We start from the raw sequence: 21,600 nt of genomic DNA, 5'->3' as shown, positions 1-21,600 counted from the left end.
GCGTAGGCGCACCGAGAATGCTCGCGGAAGGACAATCGAATGGCTCGGCCGACAGTTCAGGACGTCGCCAAAACGGCGGGCGTGTCCGTAGGGACGGTCTCGCGTGTCTTGAATGGGAGCCCGGCTGTCAGCGAAGCAGCGAAGGAGAAGGTCAACGCAGCGATCCGGGAGCTCAGCTATCGTCCTCTCGCCTCAGCAAGGGACCTCCGCCGGGACAGGACAATGCGCGTCCTCGCCCTCGCGAAGAACCTCGACTCCCTGGTGATCAGCGAAGTGTTCCGAGGTGTCGGCGACGCCGCCGCGGACTCGGGATACGTCAGTCTCATCGCTGCGACCGACGGTGAACTCGACCGCGAGCAGCAGCTCGTGGACATGCTTCGCAATGGCTCCGTGGACGGGTTGGTGATCTTCTCGCCCACGATGCCGGACGATGACGTCAACGCAGTCGCCGAGCAAATGAGCGTTGTTCAAGTATGTGAAATCGTCGACGCCGAAGCCGCTTTTGGAGTGTCCATCGATGACCGCCAGGCCGCCTACGACATCACCAAACACCTGATCGACACGGGCGCCAAGAAGCTGGCCATGCTCGCCCACAGGGGTGCCCGCTCAGGCCGGCTGCGTGAGGAAGGATTTCGCCAGGCACTCACTGAGGAAGGCCTGAACGCGGACCAGATCCTGCTCGGCGAAGGCAACTTCGGATTCCACGCCGGCCGCGATCTCACGAAGAAACTCCTGGAAACAAAGAACCTCCCGGACGCAGTCTTCTGTGGGACCGACGTAGTCGCCGCCGGCTGCGTCCGTGAGCTCACCGATGCCGGCCTAAAGGTCCCGGATGACATTGCCGTAGCGGGTTTCGATGACTCAGCCCAAGCAGAGATGTGCGTCCCCGAGCTCACCACCGTAAGGCAGCCGGCCTACGAAATGGGCCGAGAAGCCTTCGCTGAGCTCCTCGAACGCATGACAGTCCCAGGGGAACATCGCCGCGGAAGAACCTTCCTCCCGCACGAACTCGTCATCAGGGACTCCACGAAATAAAGAGGGTTGACAGCCCTCAGTGGTCCCTGTCACACTACTTTGGAATCGATTCCACGGCCGCAAGGCCGTTTTTCAAGGCAGCATTTGGAATCGATTCCACGAACCAAAAAGAACAACCGGCAAAGAAGCCACCCTCAGCACGCGGGACAGCCAAAACGCGCACTGAACTCCGCCGCCCACAGACCCCAAAGGAGCCACTTGTGGACTTGAACCGACCTGCTCTCCCGCTCCAGAACAAAACCGCACGAAACCGAAAAGCCCTTGCGGCAACCGCAGTAGCGGCAGCCCTCCTCCTCAGCGCATGCGGTGGGGGAGCCGTACCCCAAGGTGCGGAACAAGCGGCAGTTGCCGATCCGGCGTCGGGCGCTAATGCCAGCGGTGCGGTCAACATATGCGGCGTCAAGGACGCGAGCGGTATCTACAAGGGAACGGCGGAGGCCTTCACGAAGGCGAATGGCAAGGTCACGGCCAAGTACACCGAGATCGGCGCCACCACGGACGAGGCCCGCACGCAGATCGTGCAGCGGCTCGAAGGCAAGTCCACCGAGTGCGACCTCTTCCTTACGGACGTCATCTGGACCTCCGAGTTCGCGTCCCAAGGCTGGCTGCTGGAGCAGACCAAGCTGGTCGAAGCCAACAAGGACCGGCTCATTCCCTCCACTGTGGAAACCACCAAGTACCAGGACAAGTACTGGGCCTCGCCGTTCTTCACCAACGCCGGCTTGATCTACTACCAGAAGGACAAGGTAGCCAAGCCCGAGTCCTGGCAGCAGCTCTACGCCGAAGCCGCCAAGGCTCCCGGCAACGGCTACGTCTACCAGGGCAAGCAGTACGAGGGCCTCACGGTGAACTTCCTCGAGATGCTCTACAGCGTGGGCGGCGAAGTCCTCGATGACCAAGGCAACGTCAAGATCGACTCCCAGGAGACCCGCGACGTCCTCGACTTCATGACCGAGGGCCTCAAGAACGGCTCAGCCGACCGCGCCGTCCTCACCTACAACGAAGACCCGGCCCGCCTCGCCTACGAGTCCGGCGACTTTGGATACCAGCGCAACTGGCCGCACGTGTACCGCCTGCTCAACGCGACACCGCTGGCGTCCAGCTTCGGTGTCGCGCCGCTGCCGGCATGGGAAGGCGGCAAGGCCTCCGGCGTGCTGGGCGGCTGGAACCTTGCGATCTCGGCCCACTCCACCAACCAGGCCGGGGCTGTCGCTTTCATCGACTTCGCCACCACCCCGGACTGGCAGAAGCACGTAGCCATGGACTACTCACAGGCACCCGTGAACGAAGCTGCCTACTCCGATCCGGCGGTCCTGGAGAAGATGCCATTCGCCACGGAACTGCTCGCCTCCGTGAAGGGTGCCAAGCCGCGCCCGATCTCCCCGGTCTACCCGCAGATTTCGCAGGCGATCTACAAGAACGTCTACGCCGTCCTCTCCGGCACCGCCTCCACTGAGGAAGCCGTGCAGAAGATGGCCGAGGAAATCACGGCGGCAAAGGCGAGCTTCTAATCATGGCCACCAGAACAATCTCGCCAAGCCGCGGCCCAGCGAAGACAAGCGGCCGCGACCGCGCCGAGCGGAGGCTAGCCCTCCGCATGACCGCCCCGTCGCTGGTGATCATGGCCCTGGTTGCGGCGGTCCCCATCGGCTACGCGATCTGGCTCTCCCTGAACCAGTACAGCGTCCGCACGGCAGGCCTGTCCCGCTTTGTCGGTTTGGAAAACTACATCAACGCCCTGGCAAGCCAAGAGTGGTGGGCTGCGTTCGGCCAGACGCTCCTCTTCGCAGGCCTCTCGGTCAGCCTGGAACTCATCCTCGGCACGGCCATGGCGCTGCTCCTCAACCTCGCGTTCAAGGGCCGCGCCGTCCTGCGCACCGTGGTTTTGCTGCCGTACGCGATCATCACCGTGGTTAGCGCCATCACCTGGCAGACGATGTTCCAGCCCAACATGGGCCTGGTCACCAACGTCCTCTCCATGCTGGGGCTGCCCGGCGGCGACGTCGTCTGGCTCGGTGAACACGGCTACGCGATGGCCGTGATCGTCATGGCCGACGTCTGGAAGACCACGCCCTTCGCGGCGCTCATCATACTGGCCGGCCTGCAGGTCATCTCCGCCGAAACGTACGAGGCCGCGGAACTCGACGGCGCCAGCAAATGGCAGACCTTCGTCAACATCACCCTGCCGCTCCTGCGCCCGGCGATCGTCCTCGCGGCGATCTTCCGCACCATGGACGCCCTCCGCGTCTTCGACCTGCCGTTCGTCCTCACCCGCGGCGCCAACGGCACCGAGTCGATGTCCATGCTCGCCTACACCCAACTGCGCGAAAACCGGCTGGTGGGCGAAGGATCGGCGCTGTCCATCCTGACCTTCCTCACCGTCATGGTGGTCTCGGTCATCTACGTCCGCTTCGCCGGAGGCAACATCCGGGACGTCGCGAAGGAGGAACAATGAGCACGCTGATTGCAGAACGCCCGACGGCGGCACCCGCCACCGCCCGCAAGGCGCCGAAGCGTCGCTTGCGTGGGGAGTCGAAACTGCATCCCTTGGTCTGGGTGTTCGTGGTGGCCGTCATGGCTTTCTCGCTTATCCCGTTCTACTGGCTGGTGAACACCTCCCTTAAGAAGGGCGCGAGCCTGTCCCAAGGCGAGCTCTTCCCGAGCCAGCCGACCCTGGAGAACTATCTGGTGGTCTTCCAGAACCCCGAGTTCCTCTTGGCCTTGCGCAATTCGGTGATTATCGCCGTCGTGACTACAACAGTGGCGCTGGTCTTCGCGTCCTTCGCCGCCTATGCGCTGGCGAGGCTGAAGATGCGCCGCAAGGCGATGATCCTGACGCTGATCCTCTCGGTGACCACGTTCCCGGCCATTGCCATTGCGGCCCCGATGTTCTCCATCTGGCGCGAGATCGGCCTCTACGACACCCTGCTCGGCCTCATTATTCCGAAGCTGACGTTCGCGTTGCCGCTGGCGATCTACACGCTGACGTCGTTCTTCAAGGAGATCCCGCGTGAGCTCGAGGAATCCGCATACATGGATGGCGCCACACCGTTTGTCGCCTTCCGCAAGGTGATCCTGCCGTTGGCGGTTCCGGGCCTGGCCACGACGGCGATCCTTGTCTTCATCTCGGTCTGGAACGAATTCCTCCTGGCCGTCACGCTGACCACCTCCCCGGAGGCCCGCCCAGTCCCAGTGGCGATTGCATTCTTCAGCGGCACCAGCGAGTTCGACCAACCCCTGGGCACCATCAGCGCCGCATCGGTGATCATCACCATCCCACTCGTCATTCTCGTGCTCGTGTGCCAGAAGCGCATCGTTTCCGGCATGACCGCAGGTGCCGTCAAAGGCTAACCCCAAACCGCCCAAAGAAACCCCAGAAAGAACAGGAACAACGTGAGCATTCAGCAGCAGGCCCCGTCCGCAACCCTCAAAGTGGGAGTTGTGGGCATCGGTTGGGCCGGCCAGCAGCACATCAAGGCATACAGCAACATCGACGGCGTCGAGATCGTCGCCGTCGCGGGGATGGAAGCCGACCTTCTTGCCCAGCTGAAGGAGGAGTACAGCATTCCGCACGCCTTCGCCCGCTGGGAAGACATGATCGAGCTTGAAGGCCTCGGCGCCGTCAGCGTCGCCGTGCCCACGTTCCTGCACGCGCCGATCGCCATAGCGTCGCTTGAGCGGGGACTGCATGTGCTGAGCGAAAAGCCGTTGGCGCGCAACGCCGTCGAGGGTCAACAGATGGTGGACGCCGCGCGCAAAGCGGGGCGGGTCCTCGATGTCGCGTTCAACCACCGCCGCCGCGGCGACATCCAGGCGCTCAAGGAAGTGATCGACGCCGGCACGCTGGGCCGTCCGTACTACGCCAAGGCATCCTGGCTCCGGCGCCAAGGCATTCCCATGCTGGGTAGCTGGTTCACCAACCCGGAGCTCGCCGGCGGTGGTCCGCTGGCTGACATCGGCGTGCACGTCCTGGACTACTCGCTTCACCTGCTCGGTGAGCCCAAAGTTCTGGCCGTCTCGGCGTCGACCCATTCCGAACTCGGCCCGCGCGGCCTCGGCGGCAATGCCCGCTATACGGCGTCGAACTCCAGCCATAAGTTTGAAGTGGAAGACTTCGCATCGGCCTTCATCCGGCTGGAAGGGGGTGGAACCTTGATCCTGGAAGCGGGTTGGGCCACTTACCGCGACGAGCGGGACTTGATGGACTTCACTGTTTACGGGACCGACGGCGGAGCGGACTTGCGCTCGGTCGGCGCCTCCGAGAACCCCGTAGCGGACGTCCATGTCTTCACCGAGAAGGACGGCGAAAACGCCGATTTTGAAGTGGTGGCCGAACCCGGCCGAGCCCACCAGGCCGTCGTCGACGATTTCATTGCCGCCGTTCGCGGTGGCGAGACGGTGTGGGGAAGCCACGACGGGTCGCTTGCTCTGAGCCGTGCCCTGGTCCTGGATGCTTGCTACAAATCAGCTCTCGAACAACGTGAAGTGGTGCTCTGAAATGTCTGATTCAAAACTCAAGATTGTTGTGTGGAATGAGGCCGTGCACGAGGCCCGCAACGATCCTTCAACGATGGCCGAGATGTATCCGGAAGGCATCCATGGCGCCATCGCTGCCGGGCTTCGTGCCTACTACCCTGACTCTGAAATTTCCACAGCCACCTTGGCAGATCCCGAGCATGGGCTGTCCGAGGAAGTCCTGAAGCAAACGGACGTGCTGCTGTGGTGGGGGCACATTGCGCATGAGGAAGTCGCTGATGAGGTGGTGGAGCGCGTGCAACGCCACGTACTCGGTGGCATGGGCCTGGTGGTCCTGCACTCCGGGCACTTCGCCAAGATCTTCACCAGGCTGCTGGGTACTACTTGCTCGCTGAAGTGGCGCAACGAAGGTGAACGGGAGCTGGTGTGGACCGTGAAGCCGTCGCACCCGATCGCGGCCGGCATTGAAAGCCCGATCGTCATTCCTCAGCAGGAAATGTACGGCGAACTGTTCGACATTCCGGAACCCGATGACCTGATCTTCATCAGCTCGTTCACCGGGGGAGAGGTGTTCCGCTCAGGCGTGACCTTCTCGCGAGGCAAGGGACGCATCTTCTACTTCAGCCCGGGCGATCAGGAATACCCGGTGTACCACCAGGCGCAGATCCAGAAGGTTATCGCCAACGGCGTCGGCTGGGTGGCTCAGCCGGGTGTCTTCCGGGAGGCGCCGGAGGTTTCCAATCCTGCGCGGGGATGGTTCGAGGAGGGCTAGAACGATGACCACTTTCCCTTTATCCGCTGGCCGTCCGCTGGGCGTGGCTGCGATCGGTTACGCCTTCATGGGGAAGGCCCATTCGAACGCATGGCGGAACGTGACCAGCTTCTTCGACGTCCCGGCCTTTGAGCAGAAAGTCCTCGTTGGCCGGGACGCCACGCTTGTGGCCGAGGCTGCCGCCAAGTACGGCTGGGCCGAATCCGCCACTGATTGGCGTTCCGTGATCTCGCGGGATGACATAGACGTTGTTGATATCTGCGCCCCGGGCTGGATGCACGCCGAGATCGCCATCGCGGCCCTGGAAGCGGGCAAGCACGTCCTGGTGGAGAAGCCGCTCGCCAACACTTTGGGTGAGGCTGAGTTGATGGCTGACGCGGCTGCCTCGGCTCAGGCTCGCGGAGTGCAGTCCATGATCGGGTTCAACTATCGACGCGTTCCGGCGCTGGCATTGGCCCGGGAGCTGATCGCAGAAGGTCGTCTCGGAACCATTCGGCACGTCCGTGCCGCATACCACCAAGACTGGCTTTCCGACGTCGAAACCCCCATGAGTTGGCGGCTACGCAAGGAAACCGCTGGCTCCGGGGCGCTGGGCGATATCGCCTCGCACGCCATCGACCAGGTCCAACACCTCACGGGCCAAACCGTCACTGAGGTGACCGGAACGCTGAGGACTTTTGTTGCCGAGCGTCCCGGTCCTGGAGGTCTGGAAAAAGTGACAGTCGACGACGCCGCGTGGGCCACCTTGGGAATGACTGGAAACATCAGCGCCTCGGTGGAGGCATCCCGGGTGGCCACCGGCCAAAAGAACTCGCTCAAGATCGAAATTTACGGTTCGCTAGGGTCGCTGACGTTTGATCTGGAGAACCTGAACGAGCTCGGCTTTCTGGACGCTACGCTTCCGGTGCGGGAGCAGGGGTTCCGGCGAATTCTGGTCGACGAGCCCGAGCATCCGTACGCTGGCGCGTGGTGGCCGCCGGGGCACATCATCGGTTGGGAACACACCTTCACGCACCAGACCCGGGACTTCCTGTTGGCCATCAGCGCGGGCGAGCCGCCGTCGCCGTCGTTCGCTGACGGGCTCCAAATCCAGCGAGTGTTGGCCGCCGTCGAGGAGTCTGCCGGAAACAAGAGCATGGTGACGGCCGTTCGGGAACGGGTTGGCGTCAGCTAGCCCGGACTACGTTGGCTTCCGCATGGATGATGGCGAGCCCATCTCGATAGGGCGTCACGGCGAACTCAGGGAAATGCGAGGTGAACTTAGTGGAGTCGAAGCGGTTGTGGTGGGCGTAGCGCGGCAGGAGTTCCCTTACTTCGCGAACCTGTGGAGAGAAAAGGCCAGCCGCGTTCAGGGCCCACCGCGGCACGACGGTGTAGCCGGGGTTCTGGCCGAAGGCTTCCGACGCCAAGGTGGCGAACTCCCGGTAGTTGAGGCGCTCCTGTGGGACAGGGAGATGCCAGGTCTGGCCGAAAGCGGCTGGCCGGTTGCCCAGGAGGGCAAGCGCACGGCTCGCGTCGGGAGTCCAGATCAGCGTCCGCTCCCGGTCATCCCGCACCGGGATGCGGGGTTTCTTGCCGGCCTTCAGGGGCTCGATGATCAGGGCATTTGTGAAGCTCTGCGTCCGGCCCGGCCCATAGAACTCGGGCGCCCGGCCGATGAGAACGGGAATATCGCCCCGGGCCATCTCCTCAAGCACCATGGATGCCATGGCGGCGCGGACCTTGCCCTTGCGCCCGTTGGGAGTAAAGGGGGTCAGTTCAGTCTGGACGCGGTCGTCCTGGGGGTACATGTAGGTGTTGTCGAAATAGACGAATTTGGCGCCCGTAGCCCGGGATGCGTCCAACGCGCTGCGGAGCATCGTGGGGAACTGGGCCTCCCACAGCTCGCTGTTCGCCGGAAGTCCGGCGGTGAAATACACGACGTCGCTGCCCTCAACTGCCGCGGTGGTCTGGGAAGACTCGAGCAAGTCCGCTTTCACCAGTGCATCTGACTCGTTGACCTTGCGCGGATTGCGGCTCACGAGCCGCAGGTCCTGGGTGTGGTTGCGGTGAAGCTCCCTGGCGAGTTCCATCGCTATCTGGCCGCTTGCGCCCAGTATTGTCTGCATTTTCGAGCTCCGCTGAATAGGTGACATCGCATTCGTAATGCGATATGTTTACACTGCTTACATCAGCGTAGGAGGCAAAGTTAGCAGTGTCAACATCGGTAAAGCCTTATCACCACGGCGACCTCCGTGCAGCCCTGCTCGCTGCCGCTATTGAGAGCCTGGAGGCGGGGGAGACGTTCTCTTTGAGGGCCGTCGCTCGTCGCGCAGGAGTGTCGCCCACAGCGCCATACCGGCATTTTGCGGACAGGGACGCGCTTGACAGCGCGGTGGCGATCGAAGGGTTCGGGGATCTCCGAGCGGACCTCGAGGCTGCGTTGACTGACGTGGCTGAGCCCGCGGCGCCGGAGGAGGTGATCGCGGCACTCGGAGTGGCCTATGTCGGGTTCGCTTTGAAGCGGCCGGCCGTGTTCCGGTTGATGTTCGGCAACGAATGCGACGAGAGGGACAGTGAACGCGTGCAGGCTTCGGAGCAGCTTCACGAGATGTTGAACCAATCAATCGAGCGGCTCTTACCCGGGGCGAACAACTCTCACCTGTCCCTCGCGCTGTGGAGCATGGCGCACGGCTTGGCGTTCCTTCACCTCGACGGCAAGCTGCAGCCTCAAGCCAGCTCAGACGTTGCCGATCGCGTCAAGTCGGCGGTTGCGGCGATCTTTGCGCTCAATGACAAGAAGTCCGCCAGCTAGTCCCGATCCGCTTACACCTCCAGGAGAACGAGCATGACAAAACGCATCCTCCACGTTGTCACCAATGTCAGCCACTATGACGACCCGTCGCACCCTACCGGTTTATGGCTGTCCGAACTGGTTCACGCCTGGGACGTGTTTGAGGAACACGGTTTCGAGCAGGCAATCGTCAGCCCGCAGGGAGGCTTTGCACCTTTGGAGCCACGCTCACTGAAGTTCCCCAGCTACGACAAGGCAGCCAAGTCGTGGCACGCTGACCCGTCCCGAATGGCGCTTCTTGAAAATACCGCCGGCCCGGAGAGCATTAATTCGGCGGATTTCGACGCCATTTACTTCACCGGGGGCCATGCGGTCATGTACGACTTTCCTGACAGCGAAGGATTGCAAAAGATCACCCGTGACATCTGGGAACAAGGAGGCATCGTATCCTCGGTCTGCCATGGATACTGCGGCCTGCTCAACACCAGGCTTTCCGACGGCAGTCTCCTTGTGGAGGGCCGGAAAGTAACCGGCTTCGCGTGGCAGGAAGAAGTCCTTGCCCGGGTGGATAAGCTCGTGCCTTACAACTCAGAGGAAGAAATGAAAAAGCGCGGGGCGTTGTATGAAAAGGCCCTGCTCCCGTTCGTGCCCTACGCCATCTCTGACGGCAAACTCGTTACGGGGCAGAACCCGGCTTCTGCAAAGGTGACCGCGGAGAAGATCGCCGCACTTCTCTAAAAAGGATCCTTCAGCGGGCACCCAGCTGGCCAAACTAAAGCGCGCTTTTGGAACCGAGAAGCCGGGTTGACCAGGCCCGGCTGACCCACCGGCGGTATTTTTGGCGACGGAAGAAGGTTGGTTTCACCGTTCTAGCTGGTCAGGCTCAAAGGAGAAGAGATGGATGAACGTCCGAAGCTGACTGTTCCTGATCTCGTTGGGCAGCCTGTGCACATTGCCCAAGAGATGGCGGCGAACATTGGGTTTGGTCTCGCCGCCGGGGACCCTGACGGGCCTGGACTCCGTTCGCGTACGTGGCCAGGGCTGTTCTGGGTAACCTCCCAAGATCCGTCCGCTGGGTCGGTCCTTGAGCGGGGTAGCCAAATTAGGATTACTTTCGTTCAGGACGGTCAAGCCCGAAGCGACGTGCCGGAGCAGACGGGCGGGCCGGCCCCCTCACTTAAGAGTCATGCGGAGGCTGAGAAGGACGAGTGAGCGATGTCCGGTGAGGGATGCCCTCAGGCTGCGGCTGGCCTAACGCCCAGGCTCTCAGAGGAAAGCACCAGAGCGTCCGATAGAGGATCCTCTTACGGGCGCCGCTGTTGACGCAAACAACGGAAAATACCGCTACAAGGATCCGGTCGGCACCCCTTCTACCGAAAGAGAATGTAGAAAACGATCGCTAGTCCGGGAAAGAGCGCCTGGCCGATGGCGCTGACCAGAAGGCGCTTCTCCGTTACCCACAGCCAGAAACCAAGGAGGACGTGGCAGGCGCAGCAGAAGATAATTATGGCCAACCCACTGGCGGGAGTGCCAGAGAAGTTCACCAGCCACAGACCTACGGCTATTCCAAGCCCAAAGGTGATGTTGTAGGCGCCAACGTTCATCGCCCACATCCGCACCGCCTGCACGTCGTCAGGTCGGATGAGAAAGATCCGGTGGAAACGTTGATCGCCATGGAAGAAGATCTCCAGGATGCCAACGCTGATCAGCGCGAGGCCGGTAGATCCCGCGAGTATCTGGCTCAGCAGATTCATGCCGTGCTCCTAGCGAATCCTGCAATTTCCGCTTCTCTGCGTGCAGGTTACGCTTCAGGCGCGAAGACCTTCAAGGGTGGTGGCAAACGTGGTCCGCTACCCATGCCCGCCCGCACTGAGCCCCGCCCCTACAGCCGCAACAAACGCATCCGTCTCCGCTGACCTCCGGCTCTTCAACCACAGCGCCGACGTCCGCCAAGCCAACGGATCGCCCACCAGCGGCCGCCACACAATTCCAGCGGGAAGGGGCGTCCACGGCTCCTCATTGAAGTGCACACCCCGGCCGGCCAGGATCAGTCCGTGTGTGAAGTGCTGGTTCCTGGCATGAACAATTGCCGCCGGCAAGTACCCAGCGTCCCGGCAGGTGTGCAGGAACGAGTCGTATAAGGTGGGGGCCATGTGCCGCGGGAAGATGATCAGCGAGCTCCCGGCCAAGTCGCCCAAGCGCACAGAAGACGCAGAAGCCAACGGGTGCGAGGCATTCAGCACCACACCCAATGCACGCGAGAACACCGGCCCCGACTCGAAACCCACGCTGCTCAAGGGGTGACGGACCACCGCAACGTCCAGTTCGCCGTCGCGCAGTCGCTCAACCTGCTCCACGGTGGTGAGCTCGTGCAGGTTCAACAGGACATCAGGCGCAAGCGAGCTAAACGAAGAAACCATCGTGGACAGCGCCACGGGGTTCGTATCCGGCGGCACTGCCACCTGCAGGATGCCCGAAGCGCCAGGCCGGATCCGCCGCATCGATTCCTGCGCCATGGCCACGTGATCCAGGACTCCGCGCGCGTGTTCCAGCAGCAAGGCCCCGGCCTCGGAAAGCTCGACGCCAGTGCGTCGCCGATGGAACAACTGCACCCCGAGTTCTTTCTCCAGGTCCTTGATCCGCTGCGAAAGTGGCGGCTGGGCCATATGCAGACGCTGTGCCGCGCGGCCGAAATGGAGCTCCTCGGAGAGCACCACAAAGTACTTGAGATGGTGGAGGTCCATCTGCGCACCATATCAGTTTGGTATCAAGGCGAGTAGATATTGATGTTAGACGGGTCACAATTGCCGATGGTCAGATGGGAACCAAGAAGCCCAACGAACCAAGGGAAACGCCCCAATGTCCCAAGATGTCCTCTTCGAACAAGACGGCCCCATCGCCATCATCACCCTCAACCGCCCGGACAAGCTCAACGCCTGGACCGAAGCCATGCGCAACGAACTCATCGGCCACCTGGAAGGCCTCAAAGGCAACGACGAAATCCGCACCGTCATCCTCACGGGAACCGGCCGCGCCTTCTGCGCCGGACAGGATCTGGCCGAGACTGCGTCCATGAACCCGGAGGACCACGAATCCGCCGAGGCTTGGATTGACGGTTTTGACCGTCTTTACCGCGCCGTCCGCAACCTCGATCAGATCACTATTGCCGCAGTCAACGGCGTCGCCGCAGGCTCTGGTTTCCAGTACTCACTACTAGCGGATCTCCGCGTCGGCGACTCCAAAGTCCGCATGGGCCAACCCGAAGTCCTCTCCGGCATCCCCAGCATCACCGGGATCTGGGCCATGTGGAGCATCCTCGGCAAGTCCAAGACCTCCCAGTTCGTCCTCACCGGTGAACTGGTGGACGCTGCCGAGGCTCAGCGGCTTGGCCTCCTTAACTACGTGGCGGACGACGGCGGCGTGCTGGATTACGCGAAGGACCTCGCCTCGCGCTTGAGCCTCCTTCCTCCGGGTGCGGTCCGACTGACGAAGAACCGTTTGCGCAGCTTGGAAGATGACGACCTGGCGGACGCCATGGCAGAAGCCAAGCGCGTCCACCGAGAGGCCTACGGCACCGGCGAACCACAGCGCGAGATGGCCCGCTTCCTCGCTGGCCGCCGTTAAGCCGCGAAGCAGGAGGCAAAACCATGACAACCACAGCAACCCAAGACCGCTACACCGAACTACGAAACTCCCACCGCTGGGAGGTTCCCGAGCTCTACAACATGGCCGTCGACGTCGCCGACCACCACCCAAGGGACAAGCGGGCTCTCATCCTGGAGTCCGCCGTCGAAGGTCAACGAGAGGTGAGTTGGGGCGAAATCCAGGACCGCTCACGGCAAATCGCAGCAACCCTCCAACGAGCCGGCATCAAGAAGGGCGACCGCGTCGCCGTCCTGCTGCCGCAGCGCTCCGATACCCCGGCTGCGTATCTGGGCGTGCTGCGGACCGGCGCCATCCTGGTCACGATGTCGCTGCTCTGGGCCGCGGAACCCATCCGATTCAGGCTTGAGGACAGCGGTGCGTCGGTGATCATCGCCGAGGAGTCTGCCAAGCACCTGTTCGAGGACTACGACGGCACCTTTATCGACATCGACAGCCCGGAAATCGCCACCGAAACCACTGAATTCCAGAACGTCGAAACCAAAGCCGACGACCCCGCCCTCATCTTCTACACTTCGGGAACCACCGGCCGCGCCAAGGGAATCGTCCACGCGCACCGCACGCTCCTCGGCCACAACGAGTTCGAGTACTGCCACCAACTCGGCGACGGCGATGTGTTCTACGGTGCGGGGGACTGGGCGTGGTCGCTCGCCAAACTCATGGGCCCGCTTCGGCTCGGCGCCACGCACCTCGTGTTCCGGCCGGAAGGCGGCTTTGACCCCGCAGCGCTGCTGGACGCCATGAGCCGCCACCGCGTCACCAGCGCCCTGGTCAATCCGACGTTCTTGCGCAAGATGCGCGAGGACGTGCCCGACGCCGGTACTCGCTTCCCGCTGTCCCTGCGGACGGTTTGCTCGTCCAACGAGCCGCTGACGCCGGACTTGATCGCTTGGTTCCAGTCGCAGTACGGGGTGACCCTGCTGGACTACTACGGCTCGACGGAGTCTTATCCGCTGCTGGGCAACTACCCCGAGGTCCCGGTGAAGCCGGGCTCGATGGGCAAGCCGCTGCCCGGTTGGGAGGTCCGGTTGCTGGACGAGGTTGGGCAGGAAGTGGCGGCCGGCGAGACCGGTGAGATCTGCCTGCGTGCCCGATCCAACCCGCAGTTTCCCTTGGGATACTGGAATATGCCGGAGGCGTCAGCCGCCGCGTTCGGTGGCGATTGGTACCACACGAAGGACCAAGCCTACGCGGATGACGACGGCTACTTCTGGTTCCTGGGGAGGACCGATGACGTCATCAAAACGTCCGGCTACCGTGTGGGGCCGTACGAGCTGGAGGCAGTCATTCGCGAACTCGATCCCGTGCGGGACGTGTCGGTGACCGGCGTGCCCGATGAGCTCCGCGGCCAGTCCATCAAGGCCTGGATCGAACTGATGCCCGGTCACGCTGGGGGAGCGGACCTGAGCGAAACCATCGTGGCGCATGTGAAGGAGAACTTCTCCCGCTTCGCTTACCCGCGATTCATTGAATACGTCTCCGCGCTGCCTAAGTCGGCCACCGGAAAAGTCCAGCGGGCCCAGCTCCGCGAACTCCCACACGTTGTAGCCTCTCCCCGCATCGAAGGACAACAATCATGAATACGATGACCGAGAAAGTCGCTGAAACTGAGTCTTCCCCCCGGCGCAGCCTCAAGCGCGTCGCTGCGGCAGCCGCCGTCGGAAATTTTGTCGAATGGTTCGACTCCGCGGCTTATGCGGTCATGTCCGTCACCATCGCGAAGCTCTTCTTCCCGGACTATTCAACGACGGCGTCACTCCTGGCCGTGTGGGCGATCTTCGCCGGCGGCTTCATCGCCAGGCCGCTCGGCGCGGCCTTCTTTGGACGTTACGGTGACCGGATTGGCAGGAACAAGATGCTTGGGCTGTGCGTGCTGATCATGAGCGCTGCGACGTTCTGCATCGGTATCCTGCCGACTTTTGCCGTGATCGGCGTGTGGGCTCCGATCCTGCTCTTCTTGTTCCGTGCGGTTCAGGGCTTCACGACAGGTGGTGAGTACACGGGCTCGTCGGCGTTCATCGTGGAGTATGCGCCGGAAGGTAAGCGCGCCACGTACGCCAGCATCATCCCGGCCACTGTCGGCCTGGCTTCGGTTGCCGGTGCGTTGCTCGGCGCGGCCATTACTGCGACTCTGAGCCCGGCCGACCTTCAGGCTTGGGGCTGGCGAATCCCCTTCCTGCTCGCAGCCCCGCTCGGCCTCATTGGCCTCTACATCCGGTCCAGGGTGGACGACACTCCGGTGTTCCGTGGCCTGGAGAAACGGGGCAACGTGGCGAAGAAGCCCTTGGGTGATGCCATCCGGCTTTGCGCACGGCAGATCTTCACACTGTTTGGCTACAGCATCACCAACGCGATCGCTTACTACCTGATGAGCAGCTACATGATCGCGTACATGACCTCGAGCCTTCACTACTCAAGCACTGAATCGATGATCACGAGCGTAGTCACGATGCTGGTGTACACAGCAGTGTGCCCTCTGGCCGCACGTGCCAGCGACCGTTACGGCCGCAAGCGGATGCTGCTGGTGGCGTGTGTTGGCTTTGTGGTGATGACCATTCCGGCATTCTCCATCATGCCGTTGGGACTCGGTTCGCGATCTTGGGCACCAGCGTCCTGGGTGCTTTGGTTGCGGTGATTGGTACGTCCAACGTTCCGGCCCTGGTGGAGATGTTCCCTTCATCGGTCCGTGCTTCCGGGTCTGCGATCGGTTACACCTTGGCCTACGTCCTGTTCGGTGGGACGGCTCCGTTCGTGGCGACCGGATTGGTGGCTGGCTTTGGGACGCCGTTGGCTCCGGCGTTCTACCTGATGGGCATGGCTCTGGTGTCCGCGGTGGTTGTGGTGTTGTTCTTCCGCGAGACGAAGGATCTGTCATTGTCGAGGACGACGGTTCTGTAGGGTTTTGTCACTGATGCTTGCTTCGAAAGCAGGAATCAAGTATCCATGAGTCTTTGCCGTACAACAGCGAGCCCCGAGGGCTATCTCGGGGCTCGCTGCATGAGATCAAAATCTACGACTCAGCACCGCCGGAATCGTGGCTGGTCAACGCATCGTTTTCAAGTTCACGACGAGCATCCTTGATTGCATTCTTTACGGCACGATAAATGACACCGTAAAGGACATACAGGAATATTGCCGCAAAGATCAGCGGTACAAAAAGCGTGAGAGTGAGATCCAAGTTAGAGGGCTCCATAGATCGGCTGGGAAGACTTGCGCAGGACGTCACCCTGGCTGTTATATCCAATGTTCAGGAATCCCCAACCAACAGACACGCTGGCGACACTCCCACCACGGTTTGCCTCGTATGAGAATGCAATTCCCACCTGCGCCGGACCACCAACTGTGCAATTGGCCGCGTTCAGCGTCGATGTGACGTACCCATTGTCGGTCAGGTTTGCGAAACCGGAAGTACCATCTGCAATATTCCAAATGGGGGACTTTGAGCCCACACCGGCGTCCCGCAGGGTGGCACGATTGGTGACCGTTCCATCATACTTGCCGGTATTGGCCAGGAGATTTCCGTGCCGAACACAGTCAGGATAAGTGAACTGCAAGGAAGCCAAGTCCTCGGGGGCGCCTTGGCCGACGAAGTCATCCCGCCAGTTCCACTGGCCATAGACCTTCAACTGGCGGCTTCCCTGTGCCAGCGGCACGTACGTGACGAAGACATTGAAGGCGTCCTGCGGGAAAGCCATCGGCTGAAGCCCCGTGCTCTCGCCATTCAGGACAGCTTGGGCATGCTCCGCGCTGACCTCACCCTCATTGTTCAGCGAGATTCGGGTGCTCTGTCCCGTCAACTTCTTTGAAAGTTTGTTGAGCCCAACAATGTCCTGAGGGTTGTTTGCAACAAACTGATCAATTTGCGCTTCAATTTCAGCATTGGAGAGCTTCTTTCCGACTTCGGCACTCGCCGGCGTGGCCGCAAGTCCGATAAGCAGGGCCGCGCTTGCGATAACGGCCATTTGCTTAGGTAATTTCCCCATTTTTCCCCCAAATATTTCTGTTGCTGAATTAATGCATGGATCACAGTATAGGACGTCGTGGCGAACAGCAAGTCATATGAGCGCACCCAAAAATAGATTAGGCACTATAGACGAATCATCGTTTCATTTCCAGTCAATTCATTAGAAAGTGCTGCCCTTGGCATGCTGTCCCCGCGACAAATAGAAGGTGGCCTTGACTCCGTCGGGGTCTGTGGCAGTCACGACTACGCGTCATGAATTGCCTATTCGGAAGGCCGATCCGCGCCCGCAGAACACGAACTGTAGAACCGTCCATACTTGGCCAGCACCAAATACATGACGACGGCGCTGACCCCACCCAGGAGGGGTCCGGCCCAGATCGCTATGGACGTTCCATGAATGAGGATCGCCGCGGCCGTGAAGGCAGACGCGAGGAGGCTAATTGCTGGTGCATCTGAGGCGGTCTCCCGATCGGTCACGGTCGCAACAGTGAGGGCCAGCCCATAAGAGATGGCTAAACCTAGCCAGTAGCTTCGGATCCGCTTGGCTGAGTTCGCGTTCATCGTAGGTTTCCCCAAAGATTCTTCACTGCCGGTTGCGTCTATGGATACGTGTCGCTGGATGGCGAGGTGGACATCGCCCCAGGTGGAGGCGTCATGGATGGCGGCTGCCTCGACATGATCGGGCATTGATTCCACCACCTAGACCACCATTCCCCTCCACCTAGATAGCCCCACGCGGCACTTATCTTTGGGGCATTCCACCACCTAGTTTCGATTTCCTCCTCTGTGGCACCTTCTCCAGCCCATAGCTTCGTTCCAAGAACGAGGGAAACTATTGGGGGTTGGGTAATTGACGCTGAATGAACAACAGACCATTGCCGCGGCGGTAGATCAGTGGATTACCGGCATACCGGGGCGCATCGCAGGCCATGTAGTTTTCGTGGAGAATCCCGAGCACACTGACTACGCAAAAACATTGGCCGGTGAGGGCTCCGTCATCCTTGCCCTCAATGGCGACAGGGACGACGAAGCCATCACAGCCGTGTCCGGCTCGTTCGATGCCACCGGAGAAGAACTCTTGGTGAACGGCACGCTCAGCCTGGAGATTCAGGATTACGTAGCCATTCCCTTCGTGAATCTTGTGGGGGTCACGCTCGTCCGCATCACCTCCGACGATGACTGGCTGGCATTCTTCGACGACGCCGACGAAGCCCGCCGTTCGGGCCACTTTATTCGTCAGCTCATCGAGGTCAATGCCGTCTTGGCCGAACGCGGATTGTTGACCGGACAAAGCTGCCAGGATCTCGCGAGGCTGCACATTGCGGCCGACGGAACAGTCCTCAGTGGTCCGTACGGCGCGAAGATCGGCCGAATTGGCGATCCCTTTTCCGATCTCCAAAGAAGATCGCTCGCGCTCCAGCCGGAGTCTTCGATTGCCTCCATCCGCGACCCCCGTAGTGTTCGCGAATCGCTGGCAGCCAGACCATGGATTCCCCGCTACCTGGCAGCGTTGGATGCCTGGAAGTTCATCTTCAGGGAGGACCGTGCAAGCACTCAATTTGTTGGCTTCGGCCTAAGCCTCTACGGAGCATCCACAAATGGCGAGCTGCCATCGCCCGGTGCGCCGTTCATCATTCGACATGGTGGCGAGCACAGTCTTTTGGACACCAAGTCCGGACGCGTCTTCAAGGTCGGGATTGACGCAGCTACCATCATCGAGGCCATCTCCAACCTGCAGGACGTCAGCGCTGCTGCCGCGCTCATAGCGCCGGCCCTCAACCTCCCAGAGGCCGTAGCAACAGGATCCGTGACGGCAATCCTGAATCAGTTCGAGCAGCTCGGCATTGACCTCATCGGCACTAAACGATGACCGTACCTCTAAAACACCAGGCACAGATCCCGCTCTGGGTTCCACTTGTAAGCCAGCACGATTTCGAGGCAGCAAGCTACACAGCGGTCAGGGCCCAGGGGGTCCATGTAAATTTCGAGGACGGGCAGCGACGACTCTGCGCAAAGAGCGGCCTGTGGAACACGAACCTTGGCTATGGGAATGCACAGATTGCAGAGTCAATAGCCGATGAACTGGAAACAGCGTCCTACCTGCCGCTTTTCCGGACTGCGCACCGCAAGGCCATTGAGGCAGCCACGGCACTCCTTGAATTGCCGAAGCATCACTTCGAGCGCGTTCTCTTCTCGACGTCCGGAGGTGCCGCCAACGACGCCGTTATGAAACTCGCGCGCCACTACTTCGTCCTGGACAAACAACCCGAACGCAAACTCGTCATCGGGCTAAGCGGCAGCTACCACGGGCTCACCTACGGCAGCCAGGCACTCAGCGGCGACGACCTCGGCCAAGCCGTATATGGTGTGGACAGGCGTAACATCCGGCATATCCGGTTCGACGACGACGGCGCGGAGCTGGCCCGACTCCTGACAAGGGAGGGACACCGCGTAGCAGCAGTGGTGGTTGAGCCCGTCCTTGGTTCGGGTGCGGAAGTTGTACCGGACGCCTTCCTGGCTGCACTCCTCAAACACCGGGATGAGCATGGCTTCCTCGTCGTAGCTGACGAAGTCGCCACCGGGTTCGGCCGTATCGGAGGGTGGTTCGCTTCAGATGAGTGGCGGGAAGCCCCGGACGTCGTTGTCACTTCCAAGGGACTTACCAACGGCACCAGCGCATGTGCCGCCCTCCTCATCGGCCAGCGCATAAGCCAGCTCTTCGATAAGAACGAGGCCGTCTTTGTCCACGGCGAAACCCAAGCCGGAACCCCAGCTACCTCTGCCGCGGTTCTCGCCACGATCTCCGAGATGAAAAGGCTGGATCACAACACTCTGACTCACCGGGTGTCAGAAGGCCTCGACCAGCTCATTGCCAAACTCCAGGCAAGTCCAGGGGTTGCCGGGTCCTCTGGACGGGGGTGCTTGCGGGGCGTCCTGCTGCGAACCGACAGTGGATCACCCCTTTCTCCGAACGGTGTCCTGGCGGTCGTCCGGCGGATCCATCAAGCCGGGGCAATCGTGCAGCCTGGGCCAGGCCGGATCCAGCTGCTGCCAGCACTGATCTATACACGGGAGAACTTCGGGGAACTGCATGCGGCCATGGTCGATGGGCTGGCAAAGGCGGAACGCGATGGTGTTTTCGCATGATCGCCGATCGCATATGGAACACGCGATGCGTCGTCCTCGACCCAGGGATGGCACCCAAATATATCGGCGGACTCACCCGTGGCCGGACCGGACTCGTGGTGGACAAGGCACTCACGGGTCAGAGGGATGCGTTGTTGGCGCGCGACCTAAAGGGAGCGCCAACACTGGAGCTGAACGCTGCCCCGGTCACAGTCGAAACCCTGCGGGTTGTGGGCAGCTTTGTCCGCAAACACGGACTTCGGACAGTTGTGGGACTTGGCGGCGGTTCCGTGATGGATGCAGTGAAACTCGCGGCATTGTTCACTGCGGACCCGAGCCTCACGGTCTTCGTCGAACGCCATGCCAAACGTTCGGGTCTGGTAGTCCTGCCTCCAGTCGCCTATCCAAACGAGCGCTCCCGCACCATCCTCATGCCGTCAACCGTGGGGACCGGCGCTGAAGTCAGCGCAGTAGCGTGCCTGGACACCGCCGTCGGACGCCGTTTGATCTCCTCACGTCACCTCACAGGTGACGTGGCCGTGCTCGACGCCGACAATCTCGCCACTCTGCCCACGCAGCTGCTTTTCGAAGGTTTGCTTGAGGCGTTCCTCCGGGTGGCAGGGACCATGATTGGCAGCAGCCCAAGCGTGTTCGACGACGACGGTCACTCACTTTTGGCGCGGATCGTCCGGCTCGGGAATCGAGTGACACGTGAGGATGCGCCCGAGCTGAGACTGACGGCAGCCCACCTCAGCATGGAGACCCACACCGGCTGGGCCCTGATCGGCCGTGATCCGTACGGAGCGAAGCACTGGTATGTCGCCAACGAACTCGCCCACGTCACTGGGGCCCGAAAGATGACCGCCACCGCCTCGGTGATGGGTCCCATCTGGGCTGAGATAGCCAAGGGAAACGCAGCCTGGGGAGACCAACAAAGACTCCTGAAGCTCTGGTCCGTGGTTGTAGATGCGGATCCTTCATTGGATCCCAACCCCGCCAAAGGCATCAACCAATTGATGTGGCGGTGGGGCATTGCGGGTCTGGACGTCATCGGGGAGCAGGCGTTGATGAAGACTTCCGAGGCCGCCCTCCAGAACTGGGGCGGTGGGCTGCCGATGCTGCGGGGCATTGATGCCGTGCAGATCCAGCATGTCCTCTCCAAAGCAGGGCTGGAACAACAAATCTTGCCAGGCCCAGTGGGCGAGCTACGAGCGGTAAGGGAAAGGGGGTGAGCACCATGAGCAGCACTCTTGCACCCAGGACCTTGGACCTCAACGTCCAGGAACTGGAAAGCATCGACGTCCCTGACGACTGGAGCGAACGCATCCACGGCATCACCGTGGGCCTCGCATTGATCGGGATCGCCGTCAGCATTACCTGACGAATACGCGCAGTCCTTCAACCCGCAGCGAAGGGAGGTGAACGCAAATGCAGAAACAGCTCAACATCTCCATCCAGGAGATCGAGTCGCTGGAAACCCCGGACTTCAACAACTGGTTCATCGGAGTGTCCCAGGGAGTTGCCATCGGCATTATCGCCGTCAGCATTACCTAACCGTCCCGGAAACGGAACGGGCCAACAACAAAAGAGCAACAACAAAGAAAGGAGAACGGAATGATCGCAAACCCGAACTTGCAGCTGACCATCGAAGAACTGGAGAACCTCGACACCCCGGACGATACGCCGTGGTACATGCGCGTTGGTGACGTCATCATCATCGCCGGCATCTTTGTCGGAATCGCCGCCACCTAGCTGGTGCACGCGGGCGGCGCGACCTTTCGCTGCCGCCCG

25 protein-coding genes are annotated in these 21,600 nt (G+C 61.4%); 19 read left to right on the top strand and 6 right to left on the bottom strand.

What is annotated here, in order from left to right:
- Positions 1 to 39: 39 nt before the first annotated feature.
- The 7 genes from LDN82_RS18970 to LDN82_RS18940 all read left to right on the top strand — a co-directional run bounded on the left by LDN82_RS18970 (position 40) and on the right by LDN82_RS18940 (position 7,457).
- Positions 40 to 1,035 carry a LacI family DNA-binding transcriptional regulator gene (locus tag LDN82_RS18970; RefSeq protein ID WP_224165420.1) on the top strand — a complete coding sequence of 332 codons (996 nt, stop codon included), beginning with the start codon at positions 40 to 42 and terminating at the stop codon, positions 1,033 to 1,035.
- A gap of 200 nt (positions 1,036 to 1,235) precedes the next feature.
- Positions 1,236 to 2,546 carry an ABC transporter substrate-binding protein gene (locus LDN82_RS18965; protein ID WP_224165419.1) on the top strand — a complete coding sequence of 437 codons (1,311 nt, stop codon included), beginning with the start codon at positions 1,236 to 1,238 and terminating at the stop codon, positions 2,544 to 2,546.
- Positions 2,547 to 2,548: 2 nt separating this feature from the next.
- Positions 2,549 to 3,490, top strand: a complete 942-nt coding sequence (locus LDN82_RS18960) for a sugar ABC transporter permease (RefSeq protein WP_224165418.1) — start codon at positions 2,549 to 2,551, stop codon at positions 3,488 to 3,490.
- Complete coding sequence (locus LDN82_RS18955; RefSeq protein ID WP_224165417.1) at positions 3,487 to 4,386, top strand: carbohydrate ABC transporter permease; 900 nt, start codon at positions 3,487 to 3,489, stop codon at positions 4,384 to 4,386. Before LDN82_RS18960 ends, LDN82_RS18955 begins: the two co-directional genes overlap by 4 nt.
- 42 nt (positions 4,387 to 4,428) lie before the next feature.
- Positions 4,429 to 5,532: a Gfo/Idh/MocA family oxidoreductase gene (locus LDN82_RS18950; protein WP_224165416.1), complete on the top strand. Its 1,104-nt coding sequence runs from the start codon at positions 4,429 to 4,431 to the stop codon at positions 5,530 to 5,532.
- A gap of 1 nt (position 5,533) precedes the next feature.
- Complete coding sequence (locus LDN82_RS18945) at positions 5,534 to 6,283, top strand: ThuA domain-containing protein (RefSeq protein WP_224165415.1); 750 nt, start codon at positions 5,534 to 5,536, stop codon at positions 6,281 to 6,283.
- A gap of 4 nt (positions 6,284 to 6,287) precedes the next feature.
- The gene (locus LDN82_RS18940; RefSeq protein WP_224165414.1) at positions 6,288 to 7,457 is read left to right on the top strand and encodes a Gfo/Idh/MocA family oxidoreductase; all 1,170 of its coding nucleotides are present in this window, start codon (positions 6,288 to 6,290) and stop codon (positions 7,455 to 7,457) included.
- On the opposite strand, the gene LDN82_RS18935 is transcribed toward LDN82_RS18940, so the two are convergent.
- Positions 7,450 to 8,391 (bottom strand): NAD-dependent epimerase/dehydratase family protein, encoded by a 942-nt coding sequence (locus LDN82_RS18935; protein ID WP_224165413.1) that lies wholly within the window; start codon positions 8,389 to 8,391, stop codon positions 7,450 to 7,452. The genes LDN82_RS18940 and LDN82_RS18935 overlap by 8 nt on opposite strands.
- 86 nt (positions 8,392 to 8,477) lie before the next feature.
- Between LDN82_RS18935 and LDN82_RS18930 the strand changes: the two genes are divergently transcribed.
- Together LDN82_RS18930 and LDN82_RS18925 are read left to right on the top strand one after the other, a co-directional pair.
- Entirely contained in the window at positions 8,478 to 9,077 is a 600-nt protein-coding gene (locus LDN82_RS18930; protein ID WP_224165412.1) for a TetR-like C-terminal domain-containing protein, read from the top strand.
- Between the two features lie 33 nt (positions 9,078 to 9,110).
- Positions 9,111 to 9,794, top strand: a complete 684-nt coding sequence (locus LDN82_RS18925; protein ID WP_224165411.1) for a type 1 glutamine amidotransferase domain-containing protein — start codon at positions 9,111 to 9,113, stop codon at positions 9,792 to 9,794.
- A 632-nt stretch (positions 9,795 to 10,426) separates the two neighbouring features.
- On the opposite strand, the gene LDN82_RS18915 is transcribed toward LDN82_RS18925, so the two are convergent.
- A complete protein-coding gene (locus LDN82_RS18915; RefSeq protein ID WP_224165409.1) occupies positions 10,427 to 10,810 on the bottom strand; it encodes a DUF1304 family protein in 384 nt (127 codons plus the stop codon).
- Between the two features lie 96 nt (positions 10,811 to 10,906).
- Entirely contained in the window at positions 10,907 to 11,800 is an 894-nt protein-coding gene (locus tag LDN82_RS18910; protein ID WP_224088999.1) for a LysR substrate-binding domain-containing protein, read from the bottom strand.
- A 115-nt stretch (positions 11,801 to 11,915) separates the two neighbouring features.
- Here LDN82_RS18910 and LDN82_RS18905 point away from each other — a divergent pair, with 115 nt between their 5' ends.
- From LDN82_RS18905 to LDN82_RS18890, 4 genes are read left to right on the top strand one after another with little or no spacing between them, the layout of a single operon-like run.
- Positions 11,916 to 12,680: an enoyl-CoA hydratase/isomerase family protein gene (locus LDN82_RS18905; RefSeq protein ID WP_224165408.1), complete on the top strand. Its 765-nt coding sequence runs from the start codon at positions 11,916 to 11,918 to the stop codon at positions 12,678 to 12,680.
- 23 nt (positions 12,681 to 12,703) lie between these two features.
- Complete coding sequence (locus LDN82_RS18900) at positions 12,704 to 14,299, top strand: AMP-binding protein (protein WP_224165407.1); 1,596 nt, start codon at positions 12,704 to 12,706, stop codon at positions 14,297 to 14,299.
- Positions 14,296 to 15,354: an MFS transporter gene (locus LDN82_RS18895; protein WP_224165406.1), complete on the top strand. Its 1,059-nt coding sequence runs from the start codon at positions 14,296 to 14,298 to the stop codon at positions 15,352 to 15,354. Before LDN82_RS18900 ends, LDN82_RS18895 begins: the two co-directional genes overlap by 4 nt.
- Positions 15,318 to 15,617, top strand: coding sequence for a hypothetical protein (locus LDN82_RS18890; protein ID WP_224165405.1), 300 nt, complete (start codon positions 15,318 to 15,320; stop codon positions 15,615 to 15,617). The genes LDN82_RS18895 and LDN82_RS18890 overlap by 37 nt, the downstream gene beginning before the upstream one ends.
- A gap of 112 nt (positions 15,618 to 15,729) precedes the next feature.
- Here the strand turns inward: LDN82_RS18890 and LDN82_RS18885 are convergent, their stop codons facing one another.
- From LDN82_RS18885 to LDN82_RS18875, 3 genes are all read right to left on the bottom strand, one after another.
- Positions 15,730 to 15,897 carry a hypothetical protein gene (locus LDN82_RS18885; RefSeq protein WP_224165404.1) on the bottom strand — a complete coding sequence of 56 codons (168 nt, stop codon included), beginning with the start codon at positions 15,895 to 15,897 and terminating at the stop codon, positions 15,730 to 15,732.
- A gap of 1 nt (position 15,898) precedes the next feature.
- Entirely contained in the window at positions 15,899 to 16,702 is an 804-nt protein-coding gene (locus LDN82_RS18880; protein ID WP_224165403.1) for a hypothetical protein, read from the bottom strand.
- Positions 16,703 to 16,944: 242 nt separating this feature from the next.
- Positions 16,945 to 17,370, bottom strand: a complete 426-nt coding sequence (locus LDN82_RS18875) for a hypothetical protein (RefSeq protein ID WP_224165402.1) — start codon at positions 17,368 to 17,370, stop codon at positions 16,945 to 16,947.
- A 163-nt stretch (positions 17,371 to 17,533) separates the two neighbouring features.
- On the opposite strand from LDN82_RS18875, the gene mpaB reads away from it, so the two are divergent.
- From mpaB to LDN82_RS18850, 6 genes are read left to right on the top strand one after another with little or no spacing between them, the layout of a single operon-like run.
- The gene (gene mpaB / locus LDN82_RS18870; RefSeq protein WP_224165401.1) at positions 17,534 to 18,553 is read left to right on the top strand and encodes a daptide biosynthesis RiPP recognition protein; all 1,020 of its coding nucleotides are present in this window, start codon (positions 17,534 to 17,536) and stop codon (positions 18,551 to 18,553) included.
- Positions 18,550 to 19,830: a daptide-type RiPP biosynthesis aminotransferase gene (gene mpaD / locus LDN82_RS18865; protein ID WP_224165400.1), complete on the top strand. Its 1,281-nt coding sequence runs from the start codon at positions 18,550 to 18,552 to the stop codon at positions 19,828 to 19,830. The genes mpaB and mpaD overlap by 4 nt, the downstream gene beginning before the upstream one ends.
- On the top strand, positions 19,827 to 21,041 hold the full coding sequence (gene mpaC / locus LDN82_RS18860) for a daptide-type RiPP biosynthesis dehydogenase (protein ID WP_224165399.1): 1,215 nt from the start codon (positions 19,827 to 19,829) through the stop codon (positions 21,039 to 21,041). Before mpaD ends, mpaC begins: the two co-directional genes overlap by 4 nt.
- A 5-nt stretch (positions 21,042 to 21,046) precedes the next feature.
- The gene (locus tag LDN82_RS18855) at positions 21,047 to 21,190 is read left to right on the top strand and encodes a daptide-type RiPP (protein WP_224165398.1); all 144 of its coding nucleotides are present in this window, start codon (positions 21,047 to 21,049) and stop codon (positions 21,188 to 21,190) included.
- Between the two features lie 47 nt (positions 21,191 to 21,237).
- Entirely contained in the window at positions 21,238 to 21,363 is a 126-nt protein-coding gene (locus LDN82_RS22600) for a daptide-type RiPP (RefSeq protein ID WP_263422270.1), read from the top strand.
- Between the two features lie 60 nt (positions 21,364 to 21,423).
- Complete coding sequence (locus LDN82_RS18850) at positions 21,424 to 21,561, top strand: daptide-type RiPP (protein WP_224088985.1); 138 nt, start codon at positions 21,424 to 21,426, stop codon at positions 21,559 to 21,561.
- Positions 21,562 to 21,600: the final 39 nt, after the last annotated feature.

This window comes from Arthrobacter sp. StoSoilA2 (assembly GCF_019977195.1).
GTDB lineage: Bacteria > Actinomycetota > Actinomycetes > Actinomycetales > Micrococcaceae > Arthrobacter.
This window is presented reverse-complemented; position numbering and strand designations above follow the sequence as displayed.

Excerpts from the sequence above, each read along its gene's own strand:
- LDN82_RS18970 (WP_224165420.1), top strand. The coding sequence starts at position 40 with ATGGCTCGGCCGACAGTTCAGGACGTCGCCAAAACGGCGGGCGTGTCC.
- LDN82_RS18960 (WP_224165418.1), top strand. The coding sequence starts at position 2,549 with ATGGCCACCAGAACAATCTCGCCAAGCCGCGGCCCAGCGAAGACAAGC.
- LDN82_RS18955 (WP_224165417.1), top strand. The coding sequence starts at position 3,487 with ATGAGCACGCTGATTGCAGAACGCCCGACGGCGGCACCCGCCACCGCC.
- LDN82_RS18945 (WP_224165415.1), top strand. The coding sequence starts at position 5,534 with ATGTCTGATTCAAAACTCAAGATTGTTGTGTGGAATGAGGCCGTGCAC.
- LDN82_RS18940 (WP_224165414.1), top strand. The coding sequence starts at position 6,288 with ATGACCACTTTCCCTTTATCCGCTGGCCGTCCGCTGGGCGTGGCTGCG.
- LDN82_RS18935 (WP_224165413.1), bottom strand. The coding sequence starts at position 8,391 with ATGCAGACAATACTGGGCGCAAGCGGCCAGATAGCGATGGAACTCGCC.
- LDN82_RS18925 (WP_224165411.1), top strand. The coding sequence starts at position 9,111 with ATGACAAAACGCATCCTCCACGTTGTCACCAATGTCAGCCACTATGAC.
- LDN82_RS18915 (WP_224165409.1), bottom strand. The coding sequence starts at position 10,810 with ATGAATCTGCTGAGCCAGATACTCGCGGGATCTACCGGCCTCGCGCTG.
- LDN82_RS18910 (WP_224088999.1), bottom strand. The coding sequence starts at position 11,800 with ATGGACCTCCACCATCTCAAGTACTTTGTGGTGCTCTCCGAGGAGCTC.
- LDN82_RS18905 (WP_224165408.1), top strand. The coding sequence starts at position 11,916 with ATGTCCCAAGATGTCCTCTTCGAACAAGACGGCCCCATCGCCATCATC.
- LDN82_RS18900 (WP_224165407.1), top strand. The coding sequence starts at position 12,704 with ATGACAACCACAGCAACCCAAGACCGCTACACCGAACTACGAAACTCC.
- LDN82_RS18895 (WP_224165406.1), top strand. The coding sequence starts at position 14,296 with ATGAATACGATGACCGAGAAAGTCGCTGAAACTGAGTCTTCCCCCCGG.
- LDN82_RS18880 (WP_224165403.1), bottom strand. The coding sequence starts at position 16,702 with ATGGGGAAATTACCTAAGCAAATGGCCGTTATCGCAAGCGCGGCCCTG.
- LDN82_RS18875 (WP_224165402.1), bottom strand. The coding sequence starts at position 17,370 with ATGCCCGATCATGTCGAGGCAGCCGCCATCCATGACGCCTCCACCTGG.
- mpaD (WP_224165400.1), top strand. The coding sequence starts at position 18,550 with ATGACCGTACCTCTAAAACACCAGGCACAGATCCCGCTCTGGGTTCCA.
- mpaC (WP_224165399.1), top strand. The coding sequence starts at position 19,827 with ATGATCGCCGATCGCATATGGAACACGCGATGCGTCGTCCTCGACCCA.
- LDN82_RS18855 (WP_224165398.1), top strand. The coding sequence starts at position 21,047 with ATGAGCAGCACTCTTGCACCCAGGACCTTGGACCTCAACGTCCAGGAA.
- LDN82_RS22600 (WP_263422270.1), top strand. The coding sequence starts at position 21,238 with ATGCAGAAACAGCTCAACATCTCCATCCAGGAGATCGAGTCGCTGGAA.
- LDN82_RS18850 (WP_224088985.1), top strand. The coding sequence starts at position 21,424 with ATGATCGCAAACCCGAACTTGCAGCTGACCATCGAAGAACTGGAGAAC.